19 protein-coding genes and 1 pseudogene are annotated in these 26,305 nt (G+C 73.0%); 9 read left to right on the plus strand and 11 right to left on the minus strand.

Annotated elements, in window-relative coordinates; all coding sequences use genetic code 11:
• Window position 1: 1 nt before the first annotated feature.
• The 6 genes from ITX44_RS21330 to ITX44_RS21355 are packed head-to-tail and all read left to right on the plus strand — an operon-like array spanning window position 2 to window position 7,749.
• Complete coding sequence (locus ITX44_RS21330; protein WP_205358887.1) at window positions 2-1,372, plus strand: aspartate aminotransferase family protein; 1,371 nt, start codon at window positions 2-4, stop codon at window positions 1,370-1,372.
• Complete coding sequence (gene hydA / locus ITX44_RS21335; RefSeq protein WP_205358888.1) at window positions 1,369-2,772, plus strand: dihydropyrimidinase; 1,404 nt, start codon at window positions 1,369-1,371, stop codon at window positions 2,770-2,772. Before ITX44_RS21330 ends, hydA begins: the two co-directional genes overlap by 4 nt.
• A gap of 18 nt (window positions 2,773-2,790) precedes the next feature.
• Window positions 2,791-3,804, plus strand: a complete 1,014-nt coding sequence (locus tag ITX44_RS21340; protein ID WP_205358889.1) for a TIGR03842 family LLM class F420-dependent oxidoreductase — start codon at window positions 2,791-2,793, stop codon at window positions 3,802-3,804.
• A gap of 16 nt (window positions 3,805-3,820) precedes the next feature.
• Window positions 3,821-5,335, plus strand: coding sequence for an NCS1 family nucleobase:cation symporter-1 (locus ITX44_RS21345; RefSeq protein ID WP_205358890.1), 1,515 nt, complete (start codon window positions 3,821-3,823; stop codon window positions 5,333-5,335).
• Between the two features lie 12 nt (window positions 5,336-5,347).
• Complete coding sequence (locus ITX44_RS21350) at window positions 5,348-6,313, plus strand: inositol monophosphatase family protein (protein ID WP_205358891.1); 966 nt, start codon at window positions 5,348-5,350, stop codon at window positions 6,311-6,313.
• 11 nt (window positions 6,314-6,324) lie between these two features.
• Window positions 6,325-7,749, plus strand: coding sequence for a phytoene desaturase family protein (locus tag ITX44_RS21355; protein ID WP_205359030.1), 1,425 nt, complete (start codon window positions 6,325-6,327; stop codon window positions 7,747-7,749).
• 288 nt (window positions 7,750-8,037) lie between these two features.
• On the opposite strand, the gene ITX44_RS21360 is transcribed toward ITX44_RS21355, so the two are convergent.
• Both ITX44_RS21360 and ITX44_RS21365 read right to left on the minus strand, forming a co-directional pair.
• Entirely contained in the window at window positions 8,038-8,841 is an 804-nt protein-coding gene (locus ITX44_RS21360) for a nucleotidyltransferase family protein (RefSeq protein WP_205358892.1), read from the minus strand.
• A 38-nt stretch (window positions 8,842-8,879) separates the two neighbouring features.
• A complete protein-coding gene (locus tag ITX44_RS21365) occupies window positions 8,880-9,389 on the minus strand; it encodes an NUDIX domain-containing protein (protein WP_205358893.1) in 510 nt (169 codons plus the stop codon).
• Between the two features lie 158 nt (window positions 9,390-9,547).
• Here ITX44_RS21365 and ITX44_RS21370 point away from each other — a divergent pair, with 158 nt between their 5' ends.
• Window positions 9,548-10,711 carry a glycerate kinase gene (locus ITX44_RS21370; protein ID WP_205358894.1) on the plus strand — a complete coding sequence of 388 codons (1,164 nt, stop codon included), beginning with the start codon at window positions 9,548-9,550 and terminating at the stop codon, window positions 10,709-10,711.
• Between the two features lie 349 nt (window positions 10,712-11,060).
• On the opposite strand, the gene pssA is transcribed toward ITX44_RS21370, so the two are convergent.
• From pssA to ITX44_RS21415, 9 genes are all read right to left on the minus strand, one after another.
• A complete protein-coding gene (gene pssA / locus ITX44_RS21375; protein WP_205358895.1) occupies window positions 11,061-11,921 on the minus strand; it encodes a CDP-diacylglycerol--serine O-phosphatidyltransferase in 861 nt (286 codons plus the stop codon).
• On the minus strand, window positions 11,908-12,561 hold the full coding sequence (locus ITX44_RS21380; RefSeq protein ID WP_205358896.1) for a phosphatidylserine decarboxylase: 654 nt from the start codon (window positions 12,559-12,561) through the stop codon (window positions 11,908-11,910). The genes pssA and ITX44_RS21380 overlap by 14 nt, the downstream gene beginning before the upstream one ends.
• A gap of 193 nt (window positions 12,562-12,754) precedes the next feature.
• A complete protein-coding gene (locus ITX44_RS21385) occupies window positions 12,755-13,966 on the minus strand; it encodes an acyl-CoA dehydrogenase family protein (RefSeq protein WP_205358897.1) in 1,212 nt (403 codons plus the stop codon).
• Window positions 13,966-14,490 carry a MaoC family dehydratase gene (locus tag ITX44_RS21390; RefSeq protein WP_205358898.1) on the minus strand — a complete coding sequence of 175 codons (525 nt, stop codon included), beginning with the start codon at window positions 14,488-14,490 and terminating at the stop codon, window positions 13,966-13,968. Before ITX44_RS21390 ends, ITX44_RS21385 begins: the two co-directional genes overlap by 1 nt.
• 1 nt (window position 14,491) lies before the next feature.
• On the minus strand, window positions 14,492-16,456 hold the full coding sequence (locus ITX44_RS21395) for an ethylmalonyl-CoA mutase (protein ID WP_236061244.1): 1,965 nt from the start codon (window positions 16,454-16,456) through the stop codon (window positions 14,492-14,494).
• A 148-nt stretch (window positions 16,457-16,604) separates the two neighbouring features.
• Complete coding sequence (gene ccrA / locus ITX44_RS21400) at window positions 16,605-17,954, minus strand: crotonyl-CoA carboxylase/reductase (protein ID WP_205358900.1); 1,350 nt, start codon at window positions 17,952-17,954, stop codon at window positions 16,605-16,607.
• A 759-nt stretch (window positions 17,955-18,713) separates the two neighbouring features.
• Window positions 18,714-19,505 carry a TetR family transcriptional regulator gene (locus ITX44_RS21405; protein WP_205358901.1) on the minus strand — a complete coding sequence of 264 codons (792 nt, stop codon included), beginning with the start codon at window positions 19,503-19,505 and terminating at the stop codon, window positions 18,714-18,716.
• An 85-nt stretch (window positions 19,506-19,590) separates the two neighbouring features.
• Window positions 19,591-21,372, minus strand: coding sequence for a 3-hydroxyacyl-CoA dehydrogenase family protein (locus ITX44_RS21410; protein WP_236061245.1), 1,782 nt, complete (start codon window positions 21,370-21,372; stop codon window positions 19,591-19,593).
• Between the two features lie 672 nt (window positions 21,373-22,044).
• Window positions 22,045-23,112: an Rv2578c family radical SAM protein gene (locus ITX44_RS21415; RefSeq protein ID WP_205358903.1), complete on the minus strand. Its 1,068-nt coding sequence runs from the start codon at window positions 23,110-23,112 to the stop codon at window positions 22,045-22,047.
• A gap of 133 nt (window positions 23,113-23,245) precedes the next feature.
• Between ITX44_RS21415 and ITX44_RS21420 the strand changes: the two genes are divergently transcribed.
• A complete protein-coding gene (locus tag ITX44_RS21420; RefSeq protein WP_205358904.1) occupies window positions 23,246-23,698 on the plus strand; it encodes an SRPBCC family protein in 453 nt (150 codons plus the stop codon).
• 480 nt (window positions 23,699-24,178) lie between these two features.
• Window positions 24,179-26,284 (plus strand): annotated as a pseudogene (locus ITX44_RS21425) (DHA2 family efflux MFS transporter permease subunit); the annotation flags it as partial.
• Window positions 26,285-26,305 lie beyond the last annotated feature (21 nt).

Below are 26,305 nucleotides of genomic sequence, written 5' to 3' on the forward strand. Positions count from 1 at the left end.
GATGGCCACCGTGACCGAGAACCAGCACGCCGCCCTGCTCGCCCGGCACCGCGCGGTGCTGCCCGACTGGCTGGCCACGTACTACGCGAAGCCCATCGAGCTGACGCACGGCGCCGGCCGGCACGTCTGGGACGCCGAGGGCAACCGCTACCTGGACTTCTTCGGCGGCATCCTCACCACCATGACCGCCCACGCGCTGCCCGAGGTCACCGCAGCGATCACCGAGCAGGCCGGGAAGATCCTGCACAGCTCGACCCTCTACCTCAGCCGCCAGGCGGTTGAACTCGCCGAGCGCATTGCCCGCCTGTCCGGCATCCCCGACGCCCGGGTCTTCTTCACCACCTCCGGTACCGAGGCCAACGACACCGCGTTGCTGCTGGCCACCTCCTACCGCCGCTCCAACCAGGTGCTGGCGCTGCGCAACAGCTACCACGGCCGCTCCTTCAGCGCGATCGGCATCACCGGCAACGCGTCCTGGTCCCCGACCAGCCTCTCCCCGCTCCAGACGCTCTACGTGCACGGCGGCGTGCGCACCCGCGGCCCGTACGCGCACCTGAGCGACGCCGAGTTCATTGCCGCGTGCGTGGCCGACCTGGAGGACGTGCTCGGCCAGGCCGGCGGCCAGGTCGCCGCGCTGATCGCCGAACCCGTGCAGGGCGTCGGCGGCTTCACCTCCGGCCCGGACGGACTGCTGGCCGCCTTCAAGGAAGTGCTGGACCGGCACGGCATCCTGTGGATCACCGACGAGGTGCAGGCCGGCTGGGGCCGCACCGGCGACCACTTCTGGGGCTGGCAGGCGCACGGCCAGGCCGGCCCGCCGGACATCCTCACCTTCGCCAAGGGCATCGGCAACGGCATGTCCATGGGCGGCGTGGTGGCCCGCGCCGAGGTGATGAACTGCCTGACCGCGAACTCCATCTCCACCTTCGGCGGCAGCCCGATCACCACCGCCGCCGCCCTCGCCAACCTCGGCCACCTGCTCGACCACGACCTTCAGGGCAACGCCCGCCGCGTCGGCGGCCTGCTCAGGTCCCGGCTGGAATCGCTGGCCGCAAGCCTGAGCATCGTCCGCGAGGTGCGCGGCCGCGGCCTGATGCTGGGCGTCGAACTCGTCGAGCCCGGCACCGACATCCCGTCCGCGACCGCCGCGGGCCTGGTCCTGGAGGCGGCCCGGGAACACGGCCTGCTCATCGGCAAGGGCGGCCGGGCCGGCAACGCCCTGCGCATCGCGCCGCCGCTGTCGCTGACCGTCGCCGAGGCCGAGGAGGGCGCGACCGCCCTCGGCGCGGCTCTGAAGGAGGCGCAGGCCGCCCTGGAATCGGCCGGGGCCGGGGGCGCCGACTCCGCCGCGCAAGGAGGCACCCCGGCATGAGCGCCCGCACCGTGGTCAGCGGCGGCCTGGTCGTCACCGCCGCCGACGAGACGTACGCCGACGTCCTGATCGAGAACGGCAGGATCGTCGCGCTCGCCGACCGGGACAGCGGCCTGGCGGCGAGTTGGCAGGCCGACACCGTCATCGACGCCACCGGGAAGTACGTCCTCCCCGGCGGCGTGGACGCCCACACCCACATGGAGATGCCGTTCGGCGGCACCACCGCCTCCGACACCTTCGAGACCGGCACCCGCGCCGCGGCCTGGGGCGGCACCACCACCATCGTCGACTTCGCGATCCAGGGCGTCGGGCACTCGCTGCGGGCCGGCCTGGACGCCTGGCACGCCAAGGCCGACGGCAAGTGCGCCATCGACTACGGCTTCCACATGATCGTCTCCGACGTGGACGAGAACTCCCTCAAGGAGATGGACGTCCTGGTCGAGGAGGGCGTCACCAGCTTCAAGATGTTCATGGCCTATCCCGGGGTCTTCTACAGCGACGACGGGAAGATCCTGCGGGCCATGCAGCGGGCCGCCGGCAACGGCGGGCTGATCATGATGCACGCCGAGAACGGCATCGCCATCGACGTCCTGGTCCAGCAGGCGCTCGCCGCCGGGAAGACCGACCCGCGCTTCCACGGCGAGGTCCGGCACGCCCTGCTGGAGGCCGAGGCCACCCACCGCGCCATCCAGCTCGCCCGGGTGGCCGGCGCCCCGCTGTACGTGGTGCACGTCTCCGCCCAGCAGGCGGTCGCCGAACTCGCCGCCGCCCGCGACCAGGGCCTGCCGGTTTTCGGCGAGACCTGCCCGCAGTATCTGTTCCTGTCCACCGACAACCTCGCCGAGCCGGACTTCGAGGGTGCCAAGTACGTGTGCAGCACCCCGCTGCGGCCCGCCGAGCACCAGGCGGCGCTGTGGCAGGGCCTGCGCACCAACGACCTCCAGGTGGTCTCCACCGACCACTGCCCGTTCTGCTTCACCGGCCAGAAGGACATGGGCCGCGGCGACTTCTCGAAGATCCCCAACGGCCTGCCCGGCGTGGAGAACCGGATGGACCTGCTGCACCAGGCCGTGCTGGACGGCCACATCAGCCGCCGCCGCTGGATCGAGATCGCCTGCGCCACACCGGCCCGGATGTTCGGCCTCTACCCGCGCAAGGGCACGATCGCCCCCGGCGCCGACGCCGACCTGGTGGTCTACGACCCGCACGCCCAGCAGGTGCTCTCCGCGCAGACCCACCACATGAACGTCGACTACAGCGCCTACGAGGGCAAGCGGATCACCGGCCGGGTGGAGACCGTGCTCTCCCGGGGCGTGCCCGTGATCCGGGACCGGTCCTTCGTCGGCCGGGCCGGGCACGGCCGGTACACCCCGCGCGGCCTGACCGGCTACCTCGACTGATCCCCGAAGGAGCGCCGCATGGACTTCGGCCTCGTCCTGCAGACCGACCCGCCCGCCTCGGACGTCGTCGCCCTGATGCGCCGCGCCGAGCGCAACGGCTTCACCCACGGCTGGACCTTCGACTCCGCCGTGCTGTGGCAGGAACCGTTCGTCATCCACAGCCGGATCCTGGAGCACACCGAACGGCTCGTGGTCGGCACCATGGTCACCAACCCGCGCACCCGCACCTGGGAGGTGACCGCCTCCACCTTCGCCACCCTCAACTCCATGTACGGCAACCGCACCGTCTGCGGCATCGGCCGCGGCGACTCCGCGGTGCGGGTGGCCGGCCGCAAACCCGACTCCCTGGCCCGGCTCGGCGAGGCCATCACCGTCATCCGCGACCTCGCCGAGGGCCGCGAGGCCGTGGTGGACGGCACCGCGGTGCGGCTGCCGTGGGTGCGCGACGGCAGGCTGCCGGTGTGGATGGCCGCCTACGGCCCCAAGGCGCTGGCCCTGGCCGGCGAGAAGGCCGACGGCTTCATCCTCCAGCTCGCCGACCTCTACCTCACCGAATGGATGGTCAAGGCGGTCCGCGAGGCCGCCGAGAAGGCCGGCCGCGACCCGTCCGCGATCACCGTGTGCGTGGCCGCGCCCGCGTACGTCACCGAGGACGACTCCCCGCAGGCCCTGGCACACGCCCGCGAGCAGTGCCGCTGGTTCGGCGGCATGGTCGGCAACCACGTCGCCGACCTGGTCGGCCGCTACGGCGCGCACTCCGCCGCGGTCCCCGACGACCTGACCGCGTACATCGAGCGCCGCCAAGGCTACGACTACGCGCACCACGGCCGGGCCGGCAACCCCGACACCGCCTTCGTGCCCGACGACATCGTGGACCGCTTCTGCGTGATCGGCCCGCCCGAGGCCCACACGGCCAAGCTGGCGGCGCTGCGCGACCTGGGCGTCGACCAGTTCGCGGTCTACGACATGCACGACGCCAAGGAGTCGGTCGTCGACGCCTACGGCGAGCACGTCATCCCCGCCTTCCGCTGAAACCGACGAGGTGCCCATGGCCCTAGCCGCACCGACCGACGACCGCGCCGACCTCCCCGCCGGCGCGGTCGCCCCTTCCGGCCACTACGCCAACGCCGACCTGCTGCCCGTCCCCGTCGCACAGCGCACCTGGACCACGTACAACTTCAGCGCCCTGTGGGTCGGCATGGCCCACAACATCCCCTCCTGGACTCTTGCCTCCGGCCTGGTCGCGCTCGGCATGGACTGGAAACAGGCCGTGCTCACCATCGCGCTGGCCAATGTGATCGTGCTGGTGCCGATGCTGCTCACCGGCCACGCCGGACCCAAGTACGGCATCCCCTTCCCGGTGCTGGCCCGCGCCTCCTTCGGGCTGCGCGGCGCCAACCTGCCCGCGCTGGTGCGCGCCGCCGTCGCCTGCGCATGGTTCGGCATCCAGACCTGGATCGGCGGCCAGGGCATCTTCGTGCTGCTGGACCGGATCCTGCCCGGCGACTGGGCCGGCGCCCGCCACCTGGCCGGCTACCCCTGGCCGCTGTGGCTGTGCTTCGTGCTGTTCTGGGCGCTGGAACTGGCCATCATCGCCCGCGGCATGCAGACCCTGCGCCGCTTCGAGAACTGGGCCGCGCCCTTCGTCCTGGCCGGCGCGGTGGTGCTGCTGATCTGGATCGCGGTCAAGGCCGGCGGCTTCGGCCCGCTGCTGCACCAGCCCTCGCAGCTCGGCTGGGGGAGCCGCTTCTGGAAGGTGTTCTTCCCCGCCCTCATGGGCATGATCGGCTTCTGGTCCACCCTGGCGCTGAACATCCCCGACTTCACCCGCTTCGGCGCCGGCCAGCGTGCCCAGGCATGGGGCCAGTCGCTGGGCCTGCCCACCACGATGACCGCCTTCGCGCTGCTGTCGGTCCTGGTCACCTCCGGCGCCCAGGCCGTCTACGGCACCAAGGACACCACCTTGTGGGACCCGATCGCGCTGACCGCCAAGTCCCACAACACCATCGGTCTGCTCTACGCCCTGCTGACCGTGCTGGTGGCGACCATCTCCGTCAACATCGCCGCCAATGTGGTCTCCCCGGCGTACGACCTGTCCCACCTGGCCCCGAAGGTCATCGGCTTCCGTACCGGGGCGCTGATCACCGGCGTGGTGGGCGTGCTCATGTTCCCCTGGAAGCTGCTGTCGACCCCGCAGCTCTACATCTACACCTGGCTCGGCTTCGTCGGCGGGGTGCTGGGCACCGTGGCCGGCATCCTCATCGCCGACTACTGGATCGTGCGCCGGGCCGAACTGCACCTGAGCGAGCTGTACGACCCGGCCGGCCGCTACTGGTACGACGCCGGCTGGAACTGGCGGGCCGTGGCGGCCTTCCTGGTCGGCGGGGTGCTCGCGGTCGGCGGCTCCTACTCCGCGCCCGGCCAGGGACCCTACCCGCACGACGGCGTGATCCCGTTCCTCAAACCCCTGGCCGACTACGGCTGGGCGGTGGGGCTGGGCACCTCGCTGCTGCTGTACACCCTCTTCACGGCCGTCGCCCCGCCACGCCGGGCGGCCGTCTGATTGGATGGCGGTATGGGCTATGAAGTCGCAGGCGCGAACAGCGGGAGGGCCTACACCGGTGGTGCCGCGCCCGGCGTCGGCGACGACCTGCTCGCCGCCGTCGAGGACACCGTACGGGCCGTGGTCGCCGCCGAGGTCATGCCGCGCTGGCGGGCGCTGACCGACCGCGACATAGCCCACAAGTCCGGCCCGCACGACCTGGTGACCACCGCCGACCGGCGGGCCGAGGACGTACTGACCGAGCGGCTCACCGCACTCCTGCCCGGCTCCGTGGTGGTCGGGGAGGAGGCGGTGAGCGCCGACCCGGCGCGGCTCGGGCTGCTGCACGGCCCGGACCCGGTGTGGGTGGTCGACCCGATCGACGGCACCGCCTCCTTCGTCCGCGGCGAGGACGACTTCTCCACCCTGGTCACCCTGGTCCAGCACGGCAGCCCGCTCGCCTCCTGGACGTACGGCCCCCGGCTCGGCCTGTTCGCCACCGCCCGGCTCGGCGACGGCGCCCGCATGGACGGCCGGCCGATGCGCACCCGGACCACCGCGGAACCGCTGCGGATATGGACCTCCAACCCGGTCTTCCGGCACCCCCGCGGCCGCGTCCTGCTGGACCGGATGGCGGCCGCAGGCGTCGAAGCCACCCCCTTGCGGGCCAGTGCGGGCCTGGCCTACCTGGACGTCGCCCGGGGCCGGTCCGACGGGGTGCTCTTCTTCTGGGAGGCGCCCTGGGACCACGCGGCCGGCCTGCTGCTGGTCACCGAGGCCGGCGGCGCGAGCCTGACCGCGGCCGGCCGCCCCTTCGACGTCGCCGGCGGCAACACCCTGCCGTTCACCGTGGCCCGCGACGAGGACACCGTCCGCCGGGTGATCGGGCTGCTGGCCGACCCGGACTCCGGTACGGGCCCTCGCACGGGTACGGGTCCGGACGACACGGGCCGGGACGACGGCCCCGCGGCCCCCGGGACGAAGGCGGACGGGCGGTGAGCCGGGCCGTCGTGGCCGACGCCGTGGTCGTCGGCGCGGGCCCCAACGGGCTGACCGCGGCCGTCGAACTCGCCCGGGCGGGCCTGTCCGTACAGCTCTACGAGGCCGCGGACACCATCGGCGGCGGCTCCCGCACCGAGGAGCTGACCCTGCCCGGCTTCCGGCACGACACCTGCTCCGCCGTGCACCCCTTCGGCATCGGCTCGCCCGTCTTCCGTACCCTGCCGCTGGCCGACCACGGCCTGGAATGGCTCCAGCCCGAGGTGCCCATGGCGCACCCCTTCCCCGACGGCACCGCCGCCGTGCTCGGCCGCACCGTGGGGGAGACCGCCGCCTCGCTCGGCCCGCGCGACGCGCCCGTGTACCGCAAGCTGCTGGCCCCGTACACCGGGCACTGGGACACGATCGCCGCGGACTTCCTGCGCCCGCCCTGGGCCGGGCTGCCCCGGGACCCCTACCGCTTCGCCCGCTTCGGCCTGACCGGGCTGCCGCCGGTCGCCGTGCTCCGGCGCCGCTTCCACGACCCCAAGGCCGGCGGCATGCTGGCGGGGCTGGCCGCGCACGCGATCTCCCGGCTCACCGGACCGCTGACCGGCGCCACCGCGATGATGTTCGCGCTGGCCGCGCACGAACGCGGCTGGCCGGTGGCCCGCGGCGGCTCCCAGGCCATCGCCGACGCCCTCGGCTCGTACCTGCGCGAACTCGGCGGCGAGATCCGCACCGGGGTCACCGTGCGCAAGCTGGACGAGCTGCCGCCGGCCCGTGCCTACGTCTTCGACACCTCGCCCACCGCGCTGGCCAGGATCGCCGCCCTCGGCGACGCCTACCGCGGCTACCGCTACGGTGCCTCCGTCTTCAAGATCGACTACGCACTGGACGGCCCGGTGCCGTGGACCGCCGAGGCCGCCCGACGGGCCGGCACCGTGCACATCGGCCCCACCTACGCCGAGATCGGCGACGCGCTCACCCGCGCGGTCACCGGCCGTCCGCCGCACACCCCGTTCCTGATCACCGCGCAGCCCGGCGTCGTGGACCCCTCCCGCGCGCCCGCCGGCAAGCACGTCTTCTGGGCCTACGGCCACGTCCCCAACGGCTGGCACGGCGACGCCACCGACGTCGTCGAGCGGCAGATCGAACGCTTCGCCCCGGGATTCCGCGACCTGGTGCTGGCCCGCGCGATCAGCGGCCCCGCCGAACTCGCCGCCCGCAACGCCAACTACGTGGGCGGCGACATCGCCTGCGGCGCCTTCGCCGGCTTCCAGACCGTCCTGCGCCCCCGCCTGGCCGCGATCCCCTACGCCACCCCCCGCCCCGGCGTCTTCCTCTGCTCCTCCGCCACCCCCCCCGGCCCCGGCGTCCACGGCATGAGCGGCCACAACGCGGCCAAGGCCGTCCTGCGCCACCTCCGCCGCACGTCGCCGAGGGCGGCGGTCTGAACGTCGGGCTCGCCTTCGCCGTCTGCCCGGCGCTGCGTACTTCGGTGTTCGGCACACCGGATGGTGCGGCTCGGTGGGGCTGGATGCCTCGGCCTGCGGGGTTCCCCGGCGGGCCGGTGACCGCGCCGCGTACGTCGGTGACCAACTGCGCCGCACGGCGGCGCCTGGGGCGGCGGTCAGATTTTGCGCAGGCCGGCCTTCGCTGCCTGCCCGGCGAGTGTGCCGCGCACTTCCGCGACCGGCACGGCGTTCGGCGCCGGATTGTGCGGCCCGGCGGGGCCGGTCGCCTCAGCCCGCCCCGCCGTCGAGTACGGCCCGCACCTCGGCGACCAGTTCCGCTGCCGCTGCGATACTGCGCAGCAGCTCCGCCGGCTCGCGCCCGGGTGCGGCCAGTACCGCCTCGGCTCGGTCGGCGAACCCGGGTGGGGTTCCGGGCAGCGCCGCGACCGCGGCCAGCGCGCCCTTTTCGTTCAGGCACCAGCGGCGGTGGTGGGCGTGCAGGGACTGGGCCAGGATGCCGAAGGCGCGCGTCAGGCACAGGGCGACGTGCAGGACGTCGCTCTGGCGGGCGGACTTGGCCGCCGCCGACACGGTGAACTCCGCCTCCCAGGCCGCTTCGGCAAGTGCGGCGCGCAGCGGCTCGGGGTAGACCTCGGTCTGCTGCTGAAGGGCGGTCAGTTCACGGTCCGGATCGGCCAGGACCCGGCCGAGGGCCACCTCGCCGGCGTAGCAGGGCGACCAGAAGCCCAGCGGATGCCCGGGCTGGGCCCCCACCTCGTAGCGGCCCCGGCGGCAATCCGCCCACACTGCCCGGACCCGGTCCAGGTCGCGCAGAATCCAGTCGACGGCGGCGCCGTCCACGCTGAGCCAGGCACCGCCGTTCACCCAGGGCCCCCACCCGCCGGGCCCGGCCACTTCGACCACGCGGCCGGTGAACTCCCGGGCGAGCGCTGCCAGCCGCTCCACGTCCAGCGGCTCGCGGTAGTACACCCCCAGGTCCCAGTCGGAGTCCGGCCGGTGGGCGCCGCGCGCCCGGCTGCCACCGAGCAGGACGGCCACCACACCGGGCACGGTGCACAGGGCGTCGGCCATCGCGTGCACGTCGGGGGCCCCGCCGAGTGGCGTACGGATCACTGCGTGGGCAGCGCGTCGGCGGGGCGGCCGTTGACGAGTTCAGCCGGGCCCGTGCCGGCCAGGAGGGCGGCCAGGCCCGCAAGGACGCGGCGGGCGGCGCCGGGGCTGAGGAAGTCGCCGAGCTCCTCCGCGGAGACCAGGCGCCAGGAGTCGAGTTCCTCCTCCTGGAGCCGGATCGCGGCGAGCCGGTCCTCGGTGAGGACTCCGCCGTCGTAGAGGTAGGTGGCCAGCGGCGGCCGGCCCGGGCCCATCACCCAGTCCACGGCGATCAGCGCGCCCGGCACCACGTCCAGCCCGATCTCCTCCAGCGTCTCCCGGTGGGCCGCCTGCCGGGGCGTCTCGCCCTGGTCGGACTCGATGGTGCCGCCGGGCAGCGTCCAGGTGCCGTCCTGGCGGTAGTTGGGCTCGACGATCAGGAGGCGGCCGTCCTGGGCGCGGAAAAGCGTGTTGGCGCCGGCCAGGATCCGGGGCAGGCCCGCGAGGTACGTGGCGAAGTCCGTGGTCATGCCGCCCAACCTACGGGGTGCGCGTGACCGGCGGGGCCGCGTGCGGGGAAGCCCGACCCGTACCGTGCGGGCCTTCCGCCTCCGGCATGGGCAGGCCGCCGCGCGCCGGATAGGGTCCGAGGCGGCGTGACGATCCGTACCCGGCTGGGGAGTACACCGTGTCCGAAGCTGACGACCGACCGGCGCCGCGCGTCCTGATCGCGGCCGACAAGTTCAAGGGCTCGCTCACCGCGGTCCAGGTGGCCGCGCACGTCACCGCCGGTCTGCGCGCGGTGGCGCCGGATCTCGCCGTCGAGTCGCTGCCCGTCGCGGACGGCGGCGACGGCACAGTGGACGCGGCTGTCGCCGCGGGCTTCGGGCGCCGTACGGTACGCGTCACCGGGCCGCTGGGGGAGCCGGTCGAGGCGGCGTACGCGCTGCGCGGCGCCACCGCGGTGGTGGAGATGGCCGAGGCGTCCGGGCTGCGGTACCTGCCGCCGGGCGTGTTCGCGCCGCTGACCGCCACCACGTACGGCACCGGCGAACTGCTGCGGGCCGCGCTCGACGCGGGCGCCCGCACCGTGGTCCTGGGGGTCGGCGGCAGCGCCACCACCGACGGCGGCGCGGGGATGCTCAGCGCCCTCGGGGTCCGGCTGCTGGACCGGGCCGGGGTGCCGCTCGCGCCCGGCGGCGCGGCCCTCGCCGACCTCGCCGAGGCCGATGTCACCGGCCTGGACCCGCGGCTGGCCGCCGCCCGGATCGTACTGGCCGGCGACGTGGACAATCCGCTGCTCGGGCCGAAGGGCGCGGCGGCGGTGTACGGCCCGCAGAAGGGCGCGAGCCCGGCGGACGTCGCCGTCCTGGACGCGGCCCTCGGCCGGTACGCGCGGGCGCTGGCCGCCGCCCTCGGCCCGGAGGCGGCCCGGGCCGCCGAGGCGCCCGGCGCCGGAGCCGCCGGCGGCATGGGCTACGGCGCACTGGCCGCGCTCGGCGCCGCCTTCCGGCCCGGGATCGAGGTGATGCTCGACGTACTCGGCTTCGCCGCCGCCCTGGAGCGCGCCGACCTGGTCGTCACCGGCGAGGGCTCGCTGGACGAGCAGACCCTGCACGGCAAGGCCCCGGCGGGCGTGGCCCGGGCGGCCCGCGCCCGCGGCCTGGACGTCGTCGCCGTCTGCGGGCGGCTCGCCCTCACCCCCGCCCAACTGGCCGCCGCCGGCATCCGCCGCGCCTACGCCCTCGCCGACCTCGAACCCGACCCGGCCCGCTCCATGTCCCTGGCCGGCCCCCTCCTGGAGCAAGCCGCCGCCCAACTGGCCCGTGACGTCCTGGGCCCCGCGTCCTGACCTGCGACTTTTGCCCCTCCATGCTCCTGGCGGAGGCCGCTGCCCACCCGGCCCGGGACCTCCTCGGCCCCGCATCCTGACCTGCGACTTTTGCCCCTCCATGCTCCTGGCCCGGCCCGCTGCTGGCGGAGGCCGCCGCCTGCCCGGCACCTGACGTCCTCGGCCCCGCGTCCTGACCCGCACCCCTGTCCGACACCCGCCGGGCACGGGCGGGGCGGCGGCCCGTACCCCGATACGACAGCGGCCGCGGTCGCCGGTACCGCCGTACCTGTACAACGACCGCGGCCCGCGACCACCGTCACCGGGGTCGCGGGCCGCGCCGTAGCAGTCGAAGAAGAAGCAGAAGCGCCTACCGGGCCGTCGCCCGGGCCTCCCGGCGGCTGGCACGGAAGTCGTGCACCCGGCGGGTGGTGGCGAAGCACGGAATGCACGCCGCCGCCGCGCACTGGAGGGCGCAGCCGGCCTGGAGGAGCTGGTGGCCGCCGGGGACGCCCAGGGACCAGGCGGCCAGGCAGCCCATGCTGACCAGGGTCCAGCAGAAGGTGACCAGGGCGAGCCGGCCGCGCGGCTTGGGGTACTCGACCCGGCTCACCATCAGCCAGGCCACCCCTACGATCGCCAGGATCGTCGGCACGAACGGCAGTTCCAGCAGCACCAGCGACACGACCGTCATCGCGCCGAACGGGCTGGGCATGCCCTGGAAGACGCCGCCCGGCAGGGTGGTGCAGGAGAACCGGGCCAGCCGCAGCACCACCGCGAGCAGCACCAGGACTGCGGCGGCCGCGGCCAGCTTGCCGTGCCCGTCGTCGGAGACGATGCCCCAGACGATCACGAAGTAGGCGGGCGCGAGGCCGAAGCTGATCAGGTCCGACAGGTTGTCCAGTTCCGCCCCCATGGCGGAACTGCGCAGCTTGCGGGCGACCAGGCCGTCGAAGAGGTCGAACACGGAGGCCAGCAGCATCAGCGTGACCGCGTTGGCCGCGCTGTGCTTGGACATCCCGCCGTTGCCGTTGCCCATCAGGTGCGGCACCAGCACCCCGGTGGTGGTGAAGTACACCGCCATGAAGCCGCAGATCGCGTTGCCCAGGGTGAGCGCGTCGGCGATGGACAGCCGGGTGGACAACGGCAGGTCGTCGACCTCGTCCTCCAGTTCGGACACCCAGTTCGACGGCCCGGTGGCCCGCTCGGTATCGGGGTCAGTCACGGTCAAGGCGTGTCACCCCAGCCGTGGTGGTGTCCCCGACCTCGACACCGGCCTCGACGCCCGCCGGCAGGTAGACGTCGACCCGCGAGCCGAACCGGATCAGCCCGATCCGCTCGCCCTGCTCGAGCTTGCAGCCGCGTGGCACGTACGGAACGATTCGCCGGGCCACCGCGCCGGCGATCTGTACCACCTCGACGTCACCCATCTCGGTGTCGAAGTGCCACACCACCCGCTCGTTGTGCTCGCTCTCCTTGTTGAACGCCGGTACGAACCCGCCGGGGATGTGCTCGACGGAGGTGACCGTGCCCGCCAGCGGGGCACGGTTCACGTGGACGTTCAACGGGCTCATGAAGATCGCGACGCGGGTCCGGCCGTCCTTCCAGGGCATGACGCTCTGCACCACCCCGTCGGCCGGGCTGACCACCCGGGCGTCGGTGATCCTGCGCTCGGGGTCCCGGAAGAACCACAGCATGCCCGCCGCGAGCGCGGAGGCGGGGACGGCCACGGCCGCCCAGCGTCCGGAGCGGCGGGCTCCGGCGAGACCGGCCGTGACCGCGGCGGTGACCACGGTCGGGGCGAGCCACGGCGTCGCTCCGCGCGCGAGACGGACCCGGTCGCGTGGAGCAGGGGAATGGCTGTGGGGCATGGAAGACCTTCGTAGCGGAGGGTGCCGCGAAATGCTTCGGGGGACGGCGGCTTTGCTCGATGGTATCGGCTGACATGGGCAACTCGGCAAGCTCGAAGGCGAGTCGATGGCCGGTTCCAGCGGCCCGCCCGCTCACGGATTGTGACCTTCCCCTCGGTTTTCCGCCCGTATTGTCGGGATATTCACCGGACAATCAGCCCTGGATCCGGTACTCCTCCAGCAGTCGCCGTCCGATGATCATTTTCTGGATCTCTGCGGTCCCCTCGCCGATCAGGAGCATGGGTGCCTCGCGGTACAGCCGCTCGATCTCGTACTCCTTGGAGAAGCCGTAGCCGCCGTGGATCCGGAACGCGTCCTCGACGACTTCCTTGCAGTACTCGGCGGCCAGGTACTTGGCCATGCCCGCCTCCAGGTCGTTGCGCTGCCCGGAGTCCTTGGTGCGGGCCGCGTTCACCATGAGCTGATGCGCGGCCTCCACCTTGGTGGCCATCTCGGCGAGCTTGAACTGGATCGCCTGGTGCTCGGCGATCGGCCGGCCGAAGGTGTGCCGCTGCTGGGCGTAGGAGATGCCCAGCTCGAAGGCCCGCCGGGCCACCCCGCAGCCGCGCGCGGCCACATTGACCCGGCCCACCTCGACGCCGTCCATCATCTGGTAGAAGCCGCGGCCGCCCACCCCGCCCAGCACCCGGTCGGCCGGCACCCGCACGTCCTCCAGGATCAACTCCGTGGTGTCGACGCCCTTGTACCCCATCTTCTCGATCTTCCCGGGCACGGTCAGCCCGGAGACCTTGGCGTTCGGGCCGAAGCCCGGCTCCTTCTCGATCAGGAAGGTGGTCATCGACCGGTGCGGCGGCGCGTCCGCCGGCTGCCCCTCGTCGGTCCGGCACAGCACCGCGACCAGGCTGGAGGTGCCGCCGTTGGTCAGCCACATCTTCTGCCCGTTGATCACATAGGCGTCGCCCTCGCGTACCGCCTTGGTGCGGATCGCCGAGACGTCCGAGCCCAGGCCCGGCTCCGACATCGAGAAGGCGCCGCGCACCTCGCCGGCGGCCATCCGCGGCAGGAAGTAGTCCTTCTGTTCCTGCGTGCCGTGCTGCTTGAGCATGTAGGCGACGATGAAGTGCGTGTTGACGATTCCCGACACGCTCATCCAGCCGCGGGACAGTTCCTCCACGGTCAGCGCGTACGTCAGCAGCGACTCGCCGAGACCGCCGTATTCCTCCGGGATCATCAGGCCGAAAATGCCGAGGTCCTTCAGGCCCTCGACGATGGCCGTGGGATATTCGTCGCGGTGCTCCAGGTCGGTCGCGACCGGCAGGATCTCCTTGTCGACGAAGGACCGTACGGTGGCCAGGATCTCCTGCTGCACGTCGGTCAGGCCGTCGGTCCGCGCAAGCCGGCTCATCAGCGGTCCTCTCCTCGGGCGCCGGCCGCCGGCTCCGGGCGACCGGGCTGTTCTCCGCCGCGTTCCTTGACGTAGCGGGCGGTGGGCACCATCACCTTGCGGCGGAAGACGCACACCAGCGTCCCGCCTTGCGTGTAGCCCCGGGTCTCGACCTGGACGATGCCGCGGTCGTCCTTGGACTTCGAGGGCCACTTGTCCAGCACCGTGGTCTCGCCGTAGACGGTGTCGCCGTGGAAGGTCGGGGCGACGTGCCGCAGCGACTCGACCTCCAGGTTGGCGATCGCCTTGCCGGACACGTCGGGCACCGACATGCCCAGCAGCAGTGAGTACACGTAGTTGCCGACCACCACGTTCCGGCCGAAGTCGGTGCTTTGCTCCGCGTAGTTGGCGTCCAGATGGAGCGGGTGGTGGTTCATGGTGAGGAGGCAGAAGAGATGGTCGTCGTATTCCGTGACCGTCTTCCCCGGCCAGTGCTTGTAGGTGGCACCGACCTCGAACTCCTCGTAGGTGCGGCCGAATTGCACGTCATACCTCCAGCTTGTTGGCCAGGCGGATCTCGTCCACGATCCGGTCGACGATCCCGGTGATACCGAAGTCCCTGGGCGTGAAGACCGCCGCCACGCCCGCGGCGCGCAACTCCTTGGCGTCGGCGGCCGGGATGATGCCGCCCACCACCACCGGCACGTCGCCGGCCCCGGCCCGGCGCAGCCGGTCCAGGACGTCCGGCACCAGCGCGCTGTGCGAGCCGGACAGGATGGACAGGCCCACGCAGTGCACGTCCTCGGCGACCGCGGCCGCCACGATCTGCTCGGGGGTCAGCCGGATGCCCTGGTAGACCACCTCGAAGCCGGCGTCCCTGGCGCGCACCGCGATCTGCTCGGCGCCGTTGGAGTGGCCGTCCAGACCGGGCTTGCCGACCAGCAGCCGCAGCCGCCCGCCACCCAGCTCCGCCGCGGTGGCCGCCACCCTGCGGCGCACCTCGGCCAGCGGGCCGGCGTCCTCGGCGGCCACCGCGACCGGCGCGGACGTCACCCCGGTCGGCGCCCGGAACTCGCCGAACACCTCGCGCAGCGCCCCCGCCCACTCGCCGGTGGTCACGCCCGCGCGGGCGCATTCCAGGGTGGGCGCCATCAGGTTCGCGGTCCCGGCCGCGGCGTCGCGCAGCGTGTCCAGGGCGGCGCGGGCCCGCTGCTCGTCCCGGCCGGATCGCCACCGCTCCAGCCCCGCCAGCACCCGGGCCTCGCCCGCCGGGTCCACGGTCATCACCGCGGTGTCCAGGTCCGCGGTGAGCGGGCTGGGCTCGGTGGTGTCGTGCACGTTGACCCCGACGATCTTCTCCTCGCCGGACTCGATCCGGGCTCGGCGCCGCGCGTGCGAGGCCACCAGCCGGGACTTCAGGTACCCGGACTCCACCGCGGCCATCACCCCGCCCAGCTCCTCGATGTGCGCCATCTCCGCGGTGGCCGCCTCGGTCAGCTCGGCCACCTTGGCCTCGATCACCCGGCTGCCGGCGAAGATGTCGTCGTACTCCAGCAGGTCGCTCTCGTAGGCCAGCACCTGCTGGATGCGCAGCGACCACTGCTGGTCCCAGGGGCGGGGCAGGCCCAGCGCCTCGTTCCAGGCCGGGAGCTGCACCGCGCGGGCCCGGGCGTCCTTGGACAGGGTGACCGCCAGCATCTCCAGCACGATCCGCTGGACGTTGTTCTCCGGCTGCGCCTCGGTCAGGCCGAGCGAGTTGACCTGGACGCCGTAGCGGAACCGGCGGTGCCGCGGGTCCTGGATCCCGTACCGCTCCCGGGTGACGGTGTTCCAGATCCGGCCGAAGGCGCGCATCTTGCACATCTCCTCGACGAACCGCACCCCGGCGTTGACGAAGAACGAGATCCGCCCGACGACCTCGCCCCGGCGTTCCTCCGGCACCTGCCCGGAGGCGAACACCGCGTCCAGTACGGCGGTCGCGGTGGACATGGCGTACGCGATCTCCTGCACCGGGGTCGCCCCGGCCTCCTGGAGGTGGTAGCTGCAGATGTTGATCGGGTTCCACCGGGGCATGCGGTGCACGGCGTACGTGATCAGGTCCGTGGTCAGCCGCAGCGACGGGCCGGGCGGGAAGACGTGCGTGCCCCGGGACAGGTACTCCTTGACGATGTCGTTCTGCGTGGTGCCCTGCAGGGCCGCGATGTCGGCGCCCTGTTCCTCGGCGACCACCTGGAGCAGCGCCAGCAGCCACATGGCGGTGGCGTTGATGGTCATCGAGGTGTTCATCCGCTCCAGCGGGATGTCCCGGAACAGCCGCCGCATGTCGCCGAGATGGGCCACCGGCACTCCGACCCGGCCCACCTCGCCGCGGGCCAGCACGTGGTCCGGGTCGTAACCGGTCTGCGTCGGCAGGTCGAACGCCACCGACAGCCCGGTCTGGCCCTTGGCCAGATTGCGGCGGTAGAGCTCGTTGGACGCCTCGGCCGTGGAGTGCCCGGCGTAGGTGCGCATCAGCCACGGCCGGTCGCGCCCCGCGTCCTTGCGGCCGGCGTCCTCCCGCCCGGCCTGGTTCCCGGTCTGTTCGCGTCCGCTCTGCCCGCGCCCGCTCTGCCCGCGCCCGGCCTGTCCGCGCCTGGTCTCTTCGATGGTCATGGCCGCCTCACGCGCCGCGGAAGAGGTTGATGGCCGGCAGGTGCTTGGCGCGCAGCTCAGGGTCGGTCACGCCCAGGCCCTCCCGCGGCGCCAGCGCGAGCACGCCCACCTTGCCCTGGTGCAGGTTGCGGTGGACGTCGTACGCGGCCTGGCCGGTCTCCTCCAGCGGGTACACGCGTGACAGCGTGGGGTGGATCCGGCCCTTGGCGATCAGCCGGTTGGCCTCCCACGCCTCCCGGTAGTTGGCGAAGTGCGAGCCGACGATGCGCTTCAGGCTCATCCACAGGTACCGGTTGTCGTACTCGTGCCGGTAGCCGGAGGTGGAGGCGCAGGTGACCACCGTGCCGCCGCGGCGCGCCACGTACACGCTCGCCCCGAACGTGTCCCGGCCCGGGTGCTCGAAGACGATGTCCACGTCCTCGCCGCCGGTCAACTCCCGGATCCGGGCGCCGAACCGCTTCCACTCCCGCGGGTCCTGGGTGTGCTCGTCCTTCCAGAACCGGTAGCCCTCGGCGGTCCGGTCGATGATCGCCTCCGCGCCCATCCGCCGGCACACCTCCGCCTTCTGCGGGCTGGACACCACGCAGATGGGCGTGGCCCCGCCGGCCAGCACGAACTGCGTGGCGTACGAGCCCAGGCCGCCGCTCGCGCCCCAGACCAGCACATTGTCGCCCTGCTTCATCCCGGCGCCGTTGCGCGAGACGAGCTGCCGGTACGCGGTCGAGTTGACCAGCCCCGGCGACGCGGCCTCCTCCCACGTCAGGTGCTCCGGCTTCGGCATCAGCTGATTCGCCTTGACCAGCGCCAGCTCGGCCAGCCCGCCGAAGTTGGTCTCGAAGCCCCAGATCCGCTGCTCCGGGTCGAGCATCGTGTCGTCGTGCCCGTCCGCGGACTCCAGCTCCACACTCAGGCAGTGCGCCACCACCCGGTCCCCGGGGTGCCACCGGTTGACCCCGGCCCCGGTCCGCAGCACCACGCCCGCCAGGTCCGACCCGATCACGTGATACGGCAGGTCGTGCCGCTTGGCCAGCGGCGACACCCTTCCGTACCGCTCCAGGAAGCCGAACGTGGACACCGGCTCGAAGATCGACGTCCACACCGAGTTGTAGTTCACCGAACTGGCCATCACGGCCACCAGCGCCTCCCCGGGCCCCAGTTCGGGCACGGGCACGTCCTCCACGTGCAGCGACTTGCGCGGGTCCTTGTCCCGCCCGGCCAGCCCGGCGAACATCTCCGCCTCGTCCTTGTGCACGGTCACCGCCCGGTACGAGCCGGGCAGCGCCATGCCCGCGAAGTCGGCGGCCGATGTCTCCGGCTCCAGAATCGCGTCCAGAATTTCCTTGGTGTCACTCGTCATGGAACTCGCCTCCGGCGAAGCGTCCGTCCTGCGGACCGGCCGCGGAACGCACGGGTCGGATCGAATGGGGCCGTCGTCGGTTCGGCAGAGCTGACGTTCAGCGCGCTCCTCACGAAGCCGCGCTCACGACCGCGGAATCCCGCGGCCAGGTCTGGTGACGCAGACCTTTCTCCGGGCCCAGGGGAACAGCCGGCGCACGGCCCATGACCGCACACCGCCAGCCCGGATGACGAACACCGTATGGCACCGCGTGCCACTCGTAAAGACACTGCGTGCCAACAATTTCTCTCAAGTGTCACCCCACCCGCCCACATGAGCAACCAGACGCTCGGCGGGTGCGGCAGACGACCGACGCGCGGCCGCAGACAGGCCGCAGACAGCCGGAAGCCGCCCGACGGAGGTACCCCCGGACGGGCACCGCAGGACGGCAGCAACCGGGACCGGTGCCGCCCGATGGCAGCGGCCCAGGACCGGCGCGGCCGGACGGCAGCGGCCCAGGACCGGCACCGTCGGACGGGCAGCAACCGGGATCGGTGCTGCCGGACAACGCACCCCGAGACCGGCACCGTCGGACGGCAGGAAACGGAACCGGAACCGGAACCGGCACCCCCGGACGCCCGGGAGGGGCCGGAGGGATGGGGGTCCGAAATGCTGACTTATATTTGTGGGCCGCCAGGCCCGTAAATATGAGATTTCGGACCCCCGTCCCGCAGGCACCGACCCCTACGGAAAAGAAGCCCAGCCCGCCCCCGGGAAGACCTAAGCCTTGCGCAACGCGTCCTCGATGCTCCGCAGAATCTGCGCCGGCGAGGCATCCGTACGCGCCACGGCAACAACCACCTCGCCCTGCCGCGACACGGTCGCCCGCGGTTCGACGGCGGCCCGTCGCGGTATCCGCGCTGCCCCTATCCCGGTCCCGAACGTCGCCTTGATGACGTCGAACGCATGGTTGAGCTGTGCCTCCACGTCGCCCTTACCGTCCGCCCGCAGCCACCTCCGCAGCACATGATTGTGCGCGGCCACCACGGCGGACGCCGCCACCTCGGCGAGCAGCGGATCGTCGTCGCCGTCCCGCTGCGCCCCCTCGTCGAAGTGACCCAGCAGATACCGCGTGAAGAGCCGCTCGTACCGGGCCACGGAAGCAATCTCCCGCTCCCGCAGCGTCGGCACCTCCCGCGTCAGCCGATACCGCTCGACGGACACCGCGGGCATGTACGCGTACATCCGCAGCACCTCGGTGATCCCCCGGCACACGGTGTCGAGCGGATGCTCGCGCGGGTCGGCGGAGTCGAGCACTGCCTGGACCCGCACCAAGGTGTCGTCGTGATCGGGAAAGATCGCCTCTTCCTTGGAGCGGAAATGCCGGAAGAAGGTGCGCCGGGCCACGCCCGCGGTCGCCGCGATCTCGTCGACGGTCGTGGCCTCGTAGCCCTGGGTGGCGAACAGATGCATGGCGGCCGAGGCGATGTCCTGCCGTACGCGCCGTCGCTGGGCGGCGGCACGGCGGCCGTTCGCGGTCTCGGGGACGTCGGTTTTGACGGACTGGGACATGTGGGGAACGTAACACGCCCGGGCGTCCCGCCCGGCGGCTGGCGGAAACCCGCCCCAGCTCACCGGACGGGAGCCCTTGCGCCGCTCAGCGCCGGGCATACTCGCGGAAGCCGCGGCCGGTCTTGCGGCCGAGGCACCCCGCCGACACCAGGTGCTCGAGCAGCGGGGCGGGGGCCAGGCCCGGATCGCGGAATTCCTCGTGCAGCACTTTCTCGATGGCCAGCGACACGTCCAGGCCCACCACGTCCAGCAGCTCGAACGGCCCCATGGGGTAGCCGCCGCCGAGCTTCATGGCCGCGTCGATGGCGTCGACCCCGGCGTAATGGTCCTGCACCATCTTCACGGCGTTGTTGAGGTACGGGAACAGCAGCGCGTTGACGATGAAGCCGGCCCGGTCGCCGCAGTCCACCGGGTGTCTGCCGACGGCCTGGCACACCCGGCGCACGGTGGCGTGCGCGTCCGGCGCGGTCAGTACGGTGCGCACCACCTCGACCAGCTTCATCGCGGGCGCCGGGTTGAAGAAGTGCATGCCGACCACGTCCTGGGGGCGCCCGGTGGCCCGCGCGATCGCCACCACCGGCAGCGAGGAGGTGGTGGTGGCCAGCACCGCGCCCGGCCGGCACACCTTGTCCAGCACTGTGAACAGCTCCTGCTTGACGAACAGGTCTTCGACGACCGCCTCGACCACCAGGTCGGCGTCGGCGAGCGCGTCGTAGGACGCGGCCGGCCGCACCCGCGCCACGGCCTCGTCCCGCTGCTCCCGGGTGAGCCGCCCCTTGGCCACCGACTTGTCCAGGGACGTGGCGAGCCGGGCCACCGCCGCCTCGCCCTTGTCCGGAGTGCGGGCGGCGAGCACCACGTCGTACCCGGCCTTGGCGAACACCTCGGCGATACCCGTCGCCATGGTGCCGGATCCGGCGACGCCCACCAGGCGCACCGGGCGGCCGGCGACGGCCCCTTCGCGCCGGTCCGCCGGCCTCGGGTCCGCCGGCTGAGCGTCGGGCGTCTGCGTTTCGGGTGTCTGCGCGTCGGGCACGACGACCGCGCTGCCGGGCGCCCGGTAGGTGTAGAAGCCGCGGCCGGACTTGCGGCCCAGCAGCCCGGCGGCGGTGAGCTGCTTGAGCACCGGCGCCGGGGCGTGCAGCCGGTCCCGGGTGGCCTCGTACATCGCCTGGAGGACGGTGGTGGCGGTGTCGACGCCGATCAGGTCGAGCAGCGCCAGGGGGCCCATCGGCAGGCCGCAGCCCAGCCGCATGGCCGCGTCGATGTCCTCGCGGGTGGCGTACCGGGACTCGTACATGGCGGCGGCCTGGTTGAGGTAGCCGAACAGCAGCCCGTCGGCGATGAAGCCGGGGCGGTCGCCGACCGGCACCGGCTCCTTGCCCAGGCCCCGCACCAGGGCGGTGACCACGCGGGTGGCCTCCGGTGAGGTCAGCACGGTGGAGACCACCTCGACCAGCTTCATCGCCTGGGCGGGCGCGAAGAAGTGCAGGCCGAGAACCCGGTCCGGGCGGGCGGTCTCGGCGGCCAGGCGCGTCACCGACAGGGCGTTGGTGCCGGTGGCGAGGATCGCGTCCGGCCGCGCGATCCGGTCCAGGGCGGTGAACACCTCGCGCTTGGTCTCCCAGCGCTCGTCCACCACCTCGACGACCAGGTCCGCGTCCGCGGCTGCCCGCAGGTCGGCGAAGGCGCGGAACCGGGAGAGCGCGTCGGCGCGCTCACCGGCGGTGAGCCGGCCGCGTTCGACGGCACGGGCGGTGGACTCCTCCAGCACGGCCACCGCGCGGCGGCCGGCGGCCTCGCTCAGGTCGATGCCGACGACTTCGTGCCCGGCGCGGGTGAGCACGTCGGCGATGCCCGTACCCATCGTGCCCAGGCCCACGACGGCGATGACGCGGGGGACCGGGGTGCCGGCCGGTGCGGGGACGGCGGTACGGGCTTGTGGGACGCCCTGGTGCGTAGGCGCGGGCGCGGCGAGGGCGGGGGCCTGCGCGGCGCGTGACTGCCGCGGGGCGCGGGACTGCGTGGTGGTCGGGGACGGACGGTCCATCGCGTGACTCCAGTGACGGGGGTCCGCGCGTGCTCGTGACCGGGCGCACCGGGGAAGTGCCCGGTTCCGTCGGCGGGCGCCGCCGAAGCGGCACCGGGCGGACCGGGGTGCGGGTGCGGTGCGATCGCGGCGCACGGCGTGCGCGCACGGCTGAGGGTGGTGGAGAGGGTGGCGGGCCCTGTCCCGGGGCCGCGCCGCGATGATGCCGAACCGACGATGTGGTCACCGGCGCTGGGGCCGGCACCTGGTCGTGCCCGGGCGGTGCACAGGTCGTGCACGTCGTGCCCGTGGTGCTGTTCGCGCCGGGTGTTCCGGCACGGGCGTCGTACAGGGTCGTACGGGCGCCACGACGGCCGCGTCACCGGCCTTCCGTGCGCCTGCTCCGATATTAACCGGCGGGTAACTTCCGCGCCAGTCCTGTGCGCATGTGATGTGGACGGCATTCAGATGAGCGCCATTGGCCGCGTGCCGGGCCTCGTGGCCCGGCGGTCACATCAGGGTGAGCTGGGTCGGCTCGGGGGTGCCCGGCGCCTGTGCGTCCGGTACGGTCCCGGGCTCGTCGCCGTCCGGCTGCCCGTCGTCGGCGGCAAGTCCGCGCGAACGGCCGCGCCCGCCGGCCGGGCCGCAGCCGAACTCGGCGGCGAACTCGTGCACATGGCGGGTGACACGGCGCTGGTACCAGGTGGGCGCATAGGCGCCGCCCGCGTATAGCGCCTCGTAACGCCGCACCAGGTGCGGGTGGTTGCGGGCCAGCCAGGCCATGTACCACTCGCGCGCTCCCGGGCGCAGGTGCAGGACGAGCGGGGTGATCGAGGTCGCGCCGGCCGCGGCTATGGCGCGTACCGTCGCCCGCAGCTGCTCCGGGGTGTCGGTGAGGAAGGGCAGCACCGGCGCCATCAGCACCGCGGTGGGGATGTCGTTCGCGGCAAGGGTGCGGCAGACCGCCAGCCGCGTCTCGGGGGACGGCGTGCCCGGTTCCACGCTGCGCCACATCTCGCCGTCGGTGAAGCCGACGGACAGCGCGATCGACACGTCGGTGACGCGCGCGGCCTGCCGCAGCAGTTCGAGGTCGCGCAGGATCAGCGAGCCCTTGGTGAGGATGGAGAACGGGTTCGCCCGGTCGCGCAACGCCGCGATGATGCCGGGCATCAGCCGGTAACGGCCCTCGGCCCGCTGGTAGCAGTCCACGTTGGTGCCCATGGCGACGTGTTCCCCGGCCCAGCGCGGCGAGGCCAGCTCGCGGCGCAGCAGTTCGGGCGCGTTGATCTTCACCACGATCTGGCTGTCGAAGTCGCGCCCGGTGTCCAGGTCGAGGTAGCTGTGCGTCTTGCGGGCGAAGCAGTAGACGCAGGCGTGGGTGCAGCCGCGGTAGGGGTTGATCGTCCACTCGAACGGCATCCGGGACGCGCCCGGCACCCGGTTGAGGATGGTCCGGGCCCGTATCTCGTGGAAGGTGATGCCCCGGAACTCGGGGGTGTCGAAGGTCCTGGAGGTCACCGCGTCCGCGCCGAAGAGCGCGCCCGCGGCGTCGTCGTGGCCCAGCCGGTCCCAGCGCATGACACCCTCCTTCGGTCGTTCGGCTGTCCACAATAGAACACAGATTCGAAAAGCGGGTGTGGTTGGCTTGGGCGTCACGTGAAGAACACGTACGGCCACCGGGTCGTACGCACAGCGAACGAGGAGACAAGCCATGGCGCTGGTCGAGGCCACCACCGAGCGGATCGTCGCGGCGGCCCCGGAGCGGGTCTACGACGCGCTCGCCGACTACGCGGGCACGCGCGGCCGGGTGCTGCCCGAGCAGTTCAGCGAGTACGAGGTCAGGGACGGTGGCCAGGGCGCCGGCACCGTCGTGCACTGGCGGCTCCAGGCCACCAGCAAGCGGGTCCGCGACTGCCTGTTCGACGTCACCGCGCCCACGCCCGGCCAGCTCGTGGAGAGCGACCGCAACTCCTCGCTCGTCACCACCTGGACCGTCACCCCGGCCGGCGAGGGCCGCAGCAAGGTCGTGGTCGGCAGCGCCTGGCAGGGCGCCACCGGTGTTGGCGGCTTCTTCGAGCGCACCTTCGCGCCCAAGGGCCTGAACCGGATCTACGACGCGGTGCTCGCCTCCTTCGCGGCGGAGGTCGAGAAGCCGGCCGCCTGACCGTCACCCCGGTCGCACCCCTTCGGCCCGCCTCTGCGGGTTTCGGCGCCCGTTCACCAAAAAGGGTGGTTTTGCCACCTTCTTGGCAATCGTTGGCGCTGCCTCTCGTTGTCGCGTCAGCGGATACCGCGGGATCCGCTGACAACGGCGGCGACGCAGGCGCGACGAAGGGGAGTGGCAGTGAGTGGCGGCACGGTGATCGAGCGTACGGCTGCGGGGCCCGGCGAGGCCGGCGCGCCGCCGGGCGGGGGCGGCACCGCGGCGGCGGGCGGGCCGCTCCCGGGCGGCCCGGACCCGGCACCGGGCGCCCGGCCGGAACCGCCGGCCCCGGGACGGCCGGCGGACTCCGCCGCCGAGCCGGACGGCGGCGACGCACAGGACCCGGCCGGCGGCGGCACGCGGGACCCGGCCGGCGGCGCGGTCGACCCGCCGGTGGCCGGACTCACCCCGCGCCGGGTCCGCCTGGTCTTCACCGGGTTGATGCTGGCCCTGCTGCTGGCCGCCCTGGACCAGATGATCGTGGCCACCGCGCTGCCCCGGATCGTCGGCGAGTTGCACGGCCTGGACCGGATGTCCTGGGTGGTCACCGCCTACCTGCTGGCCTCCACCATCGGCCTGCCGGTCTACGGCAAGCTCGGCGACCTGTTCGGCCGCAAGGGCGTCTTCCAGTTCGCCATCCTCACCTTTGTCGCCGGCTCGGCGCTCGCCGCCTGGTCGCGCAGCATGAACGAGCTCATCGCCTTCCGTGCCGTCCAGGGCGTGGGCGGCGGCGGACTGATGATCGGCGTGCAGGCGATCATGGCCGACATCGTCCCGCCGCGGCAGCGCGGCCGCTACATGGGACTGATCGGCGCCGCCTTCGGGCTCGCCTCGGTGGCGGGCCCGCTGCTCGGCGGCTTCTTCACCGACCACGCCTCCTGGCGCTGGTGCTTCCTGATCAACGTGCCGTTCGGCCTCGTCACCCTCGCCGTGGTGACCCTCGTCCTCAAGCTCCCCAAGCCCACCGCCCGCCCCCGCCTGGACGTGCTCGGCGCCCTGCTGCTGGCCGGCGGCTCCACCTGCCTGGTGCTGCTGACCACCTGGGGCGGCTCCACCTACCCCTGGCGGTCCCGGGAGATCCTGGGCCTGGGCGGCGGCGCCCTGCTGTGCGCCGTCCTGTTCGTGCTGGTCGAGCATTTCGCCGTCGAGCCGATCATCCCGCTGCGACTGTTCCGCGACGGCGTCTTCAACGTCACCGCGGTCATCGGCGCTGTGGTCGGCATCGCCCTGTTCGGCGCGGCCAGCTACCTGCCGACCTTCCTGCAGATGGTCGACGGCGCCAGCGCCACCGACTCGGGACTGCTCATGCTGCCGATGATGCTCGGCGTGGTGGTCGCCTCCATCGTCGGCGGCCAGCTCATCAGCCGCACCGGCCGCTACCGGATCTATCCCCTGCTCGGCGGCGCCCTCTCGGCGGTCGGCATGTGGCTGCTGTCGTACCTGGACGCCGACACCCCACGGGCGACGTACAGCGTCTGGATGGCCGTGCTCGGCCTCGGCATCGGGCTGACCCTGCCGGTGCTCGTGCTGGCCGTGCAGAACTCGGTGCGGCCCGCCGACATCGGTTCGGCCACCAGCGCCAACAACTACTTCCGGCAGATCGGCGGCTCGGTCGGCGCCGCGATCTTCGGCACCCTGTTCGCCGACCGGCTCGCCAAGCGCCTGGCCGCCGAGCTCCCGCACGGGGTGCGGCTGCCCGACCCGCAGTCCGTCACCCCGCAACTGGTCCGGGCGTTCCCGCCACCGGTCCGCGACGGCTACATCCGGGCGTACACCGACGCCATGCCGCGGATCTTCCTGTACCTGGTGCCGGTGCTCGTGCTCGGCTTCCTCTTCGCCTTCCTGCTCAAGGAGAAACCTTTGGTGACCCAGCACGCCTCCGCCGCCCCGGCCGCGCATCCGATGACGCACGACGCCCCCGACTCCCCGCCCGACGCGTACACCGTCGCGTACTCCGCGGCGCACCTCGGCGCGCCCGACGCCCAGGTGCCGGGCGCGCGGCGGGCGCACAACGGGGGAGTGCCGGTGTGCGGCACCGTGCGGCACTCCGACGGCAGCTCGGTCGGCCGCGCCGCGCTCACCCTCATCGACGGCGCCGGGCGCCAGGTCGGCCGCGGCGCCACCGCCGAGGACGGCCGCTACGCGCTGAGCACGCCCGGCGGGGGCGCGTACGTGCTGATCGCCGCGGCCGGCGGTCACCAGCCGCAGGCGGTCAGCGTCACCGTGGCCGATCACCCGGTCGAACTGGACGTGGTGCTGGGCGGCGCCGGGCGGCTGGCCGGCATCGTGCACACCGCCGACGGCACCCCGGTACGCGAGGCGGTGGTCACCCTCACCGACGTCCGCGGGGACGTGGTGGCCACCTCCCGCAGCGGTCGCGAGGGCGGTTACACGCTGACCGACCTGGTCGCGGGGGAGTACACCCTGGCCGCCAGTGCCCCCGCCTTCCGCCCGGCCGCGCTCCCGGTCTCGGTGCAGGCCTCCCGGGAGACCCGGCAGGACGTGGAACTTGCCGGCGGCGCGGTGCTGCGCGGCACCGTGCGCGCCCCCTCGTCCGTACTCCGGCCC

Origin of the sequence: Actinacidiphila acididurans, from assembly GCF_016918855.1 — a bacterium.
Lineage (GTDB): Bacteria > Actinomycetota > Actinomycetes > Streptomycetales > Streptomycetaceae > Actinacidiphila > Actinacidiphila acididurans.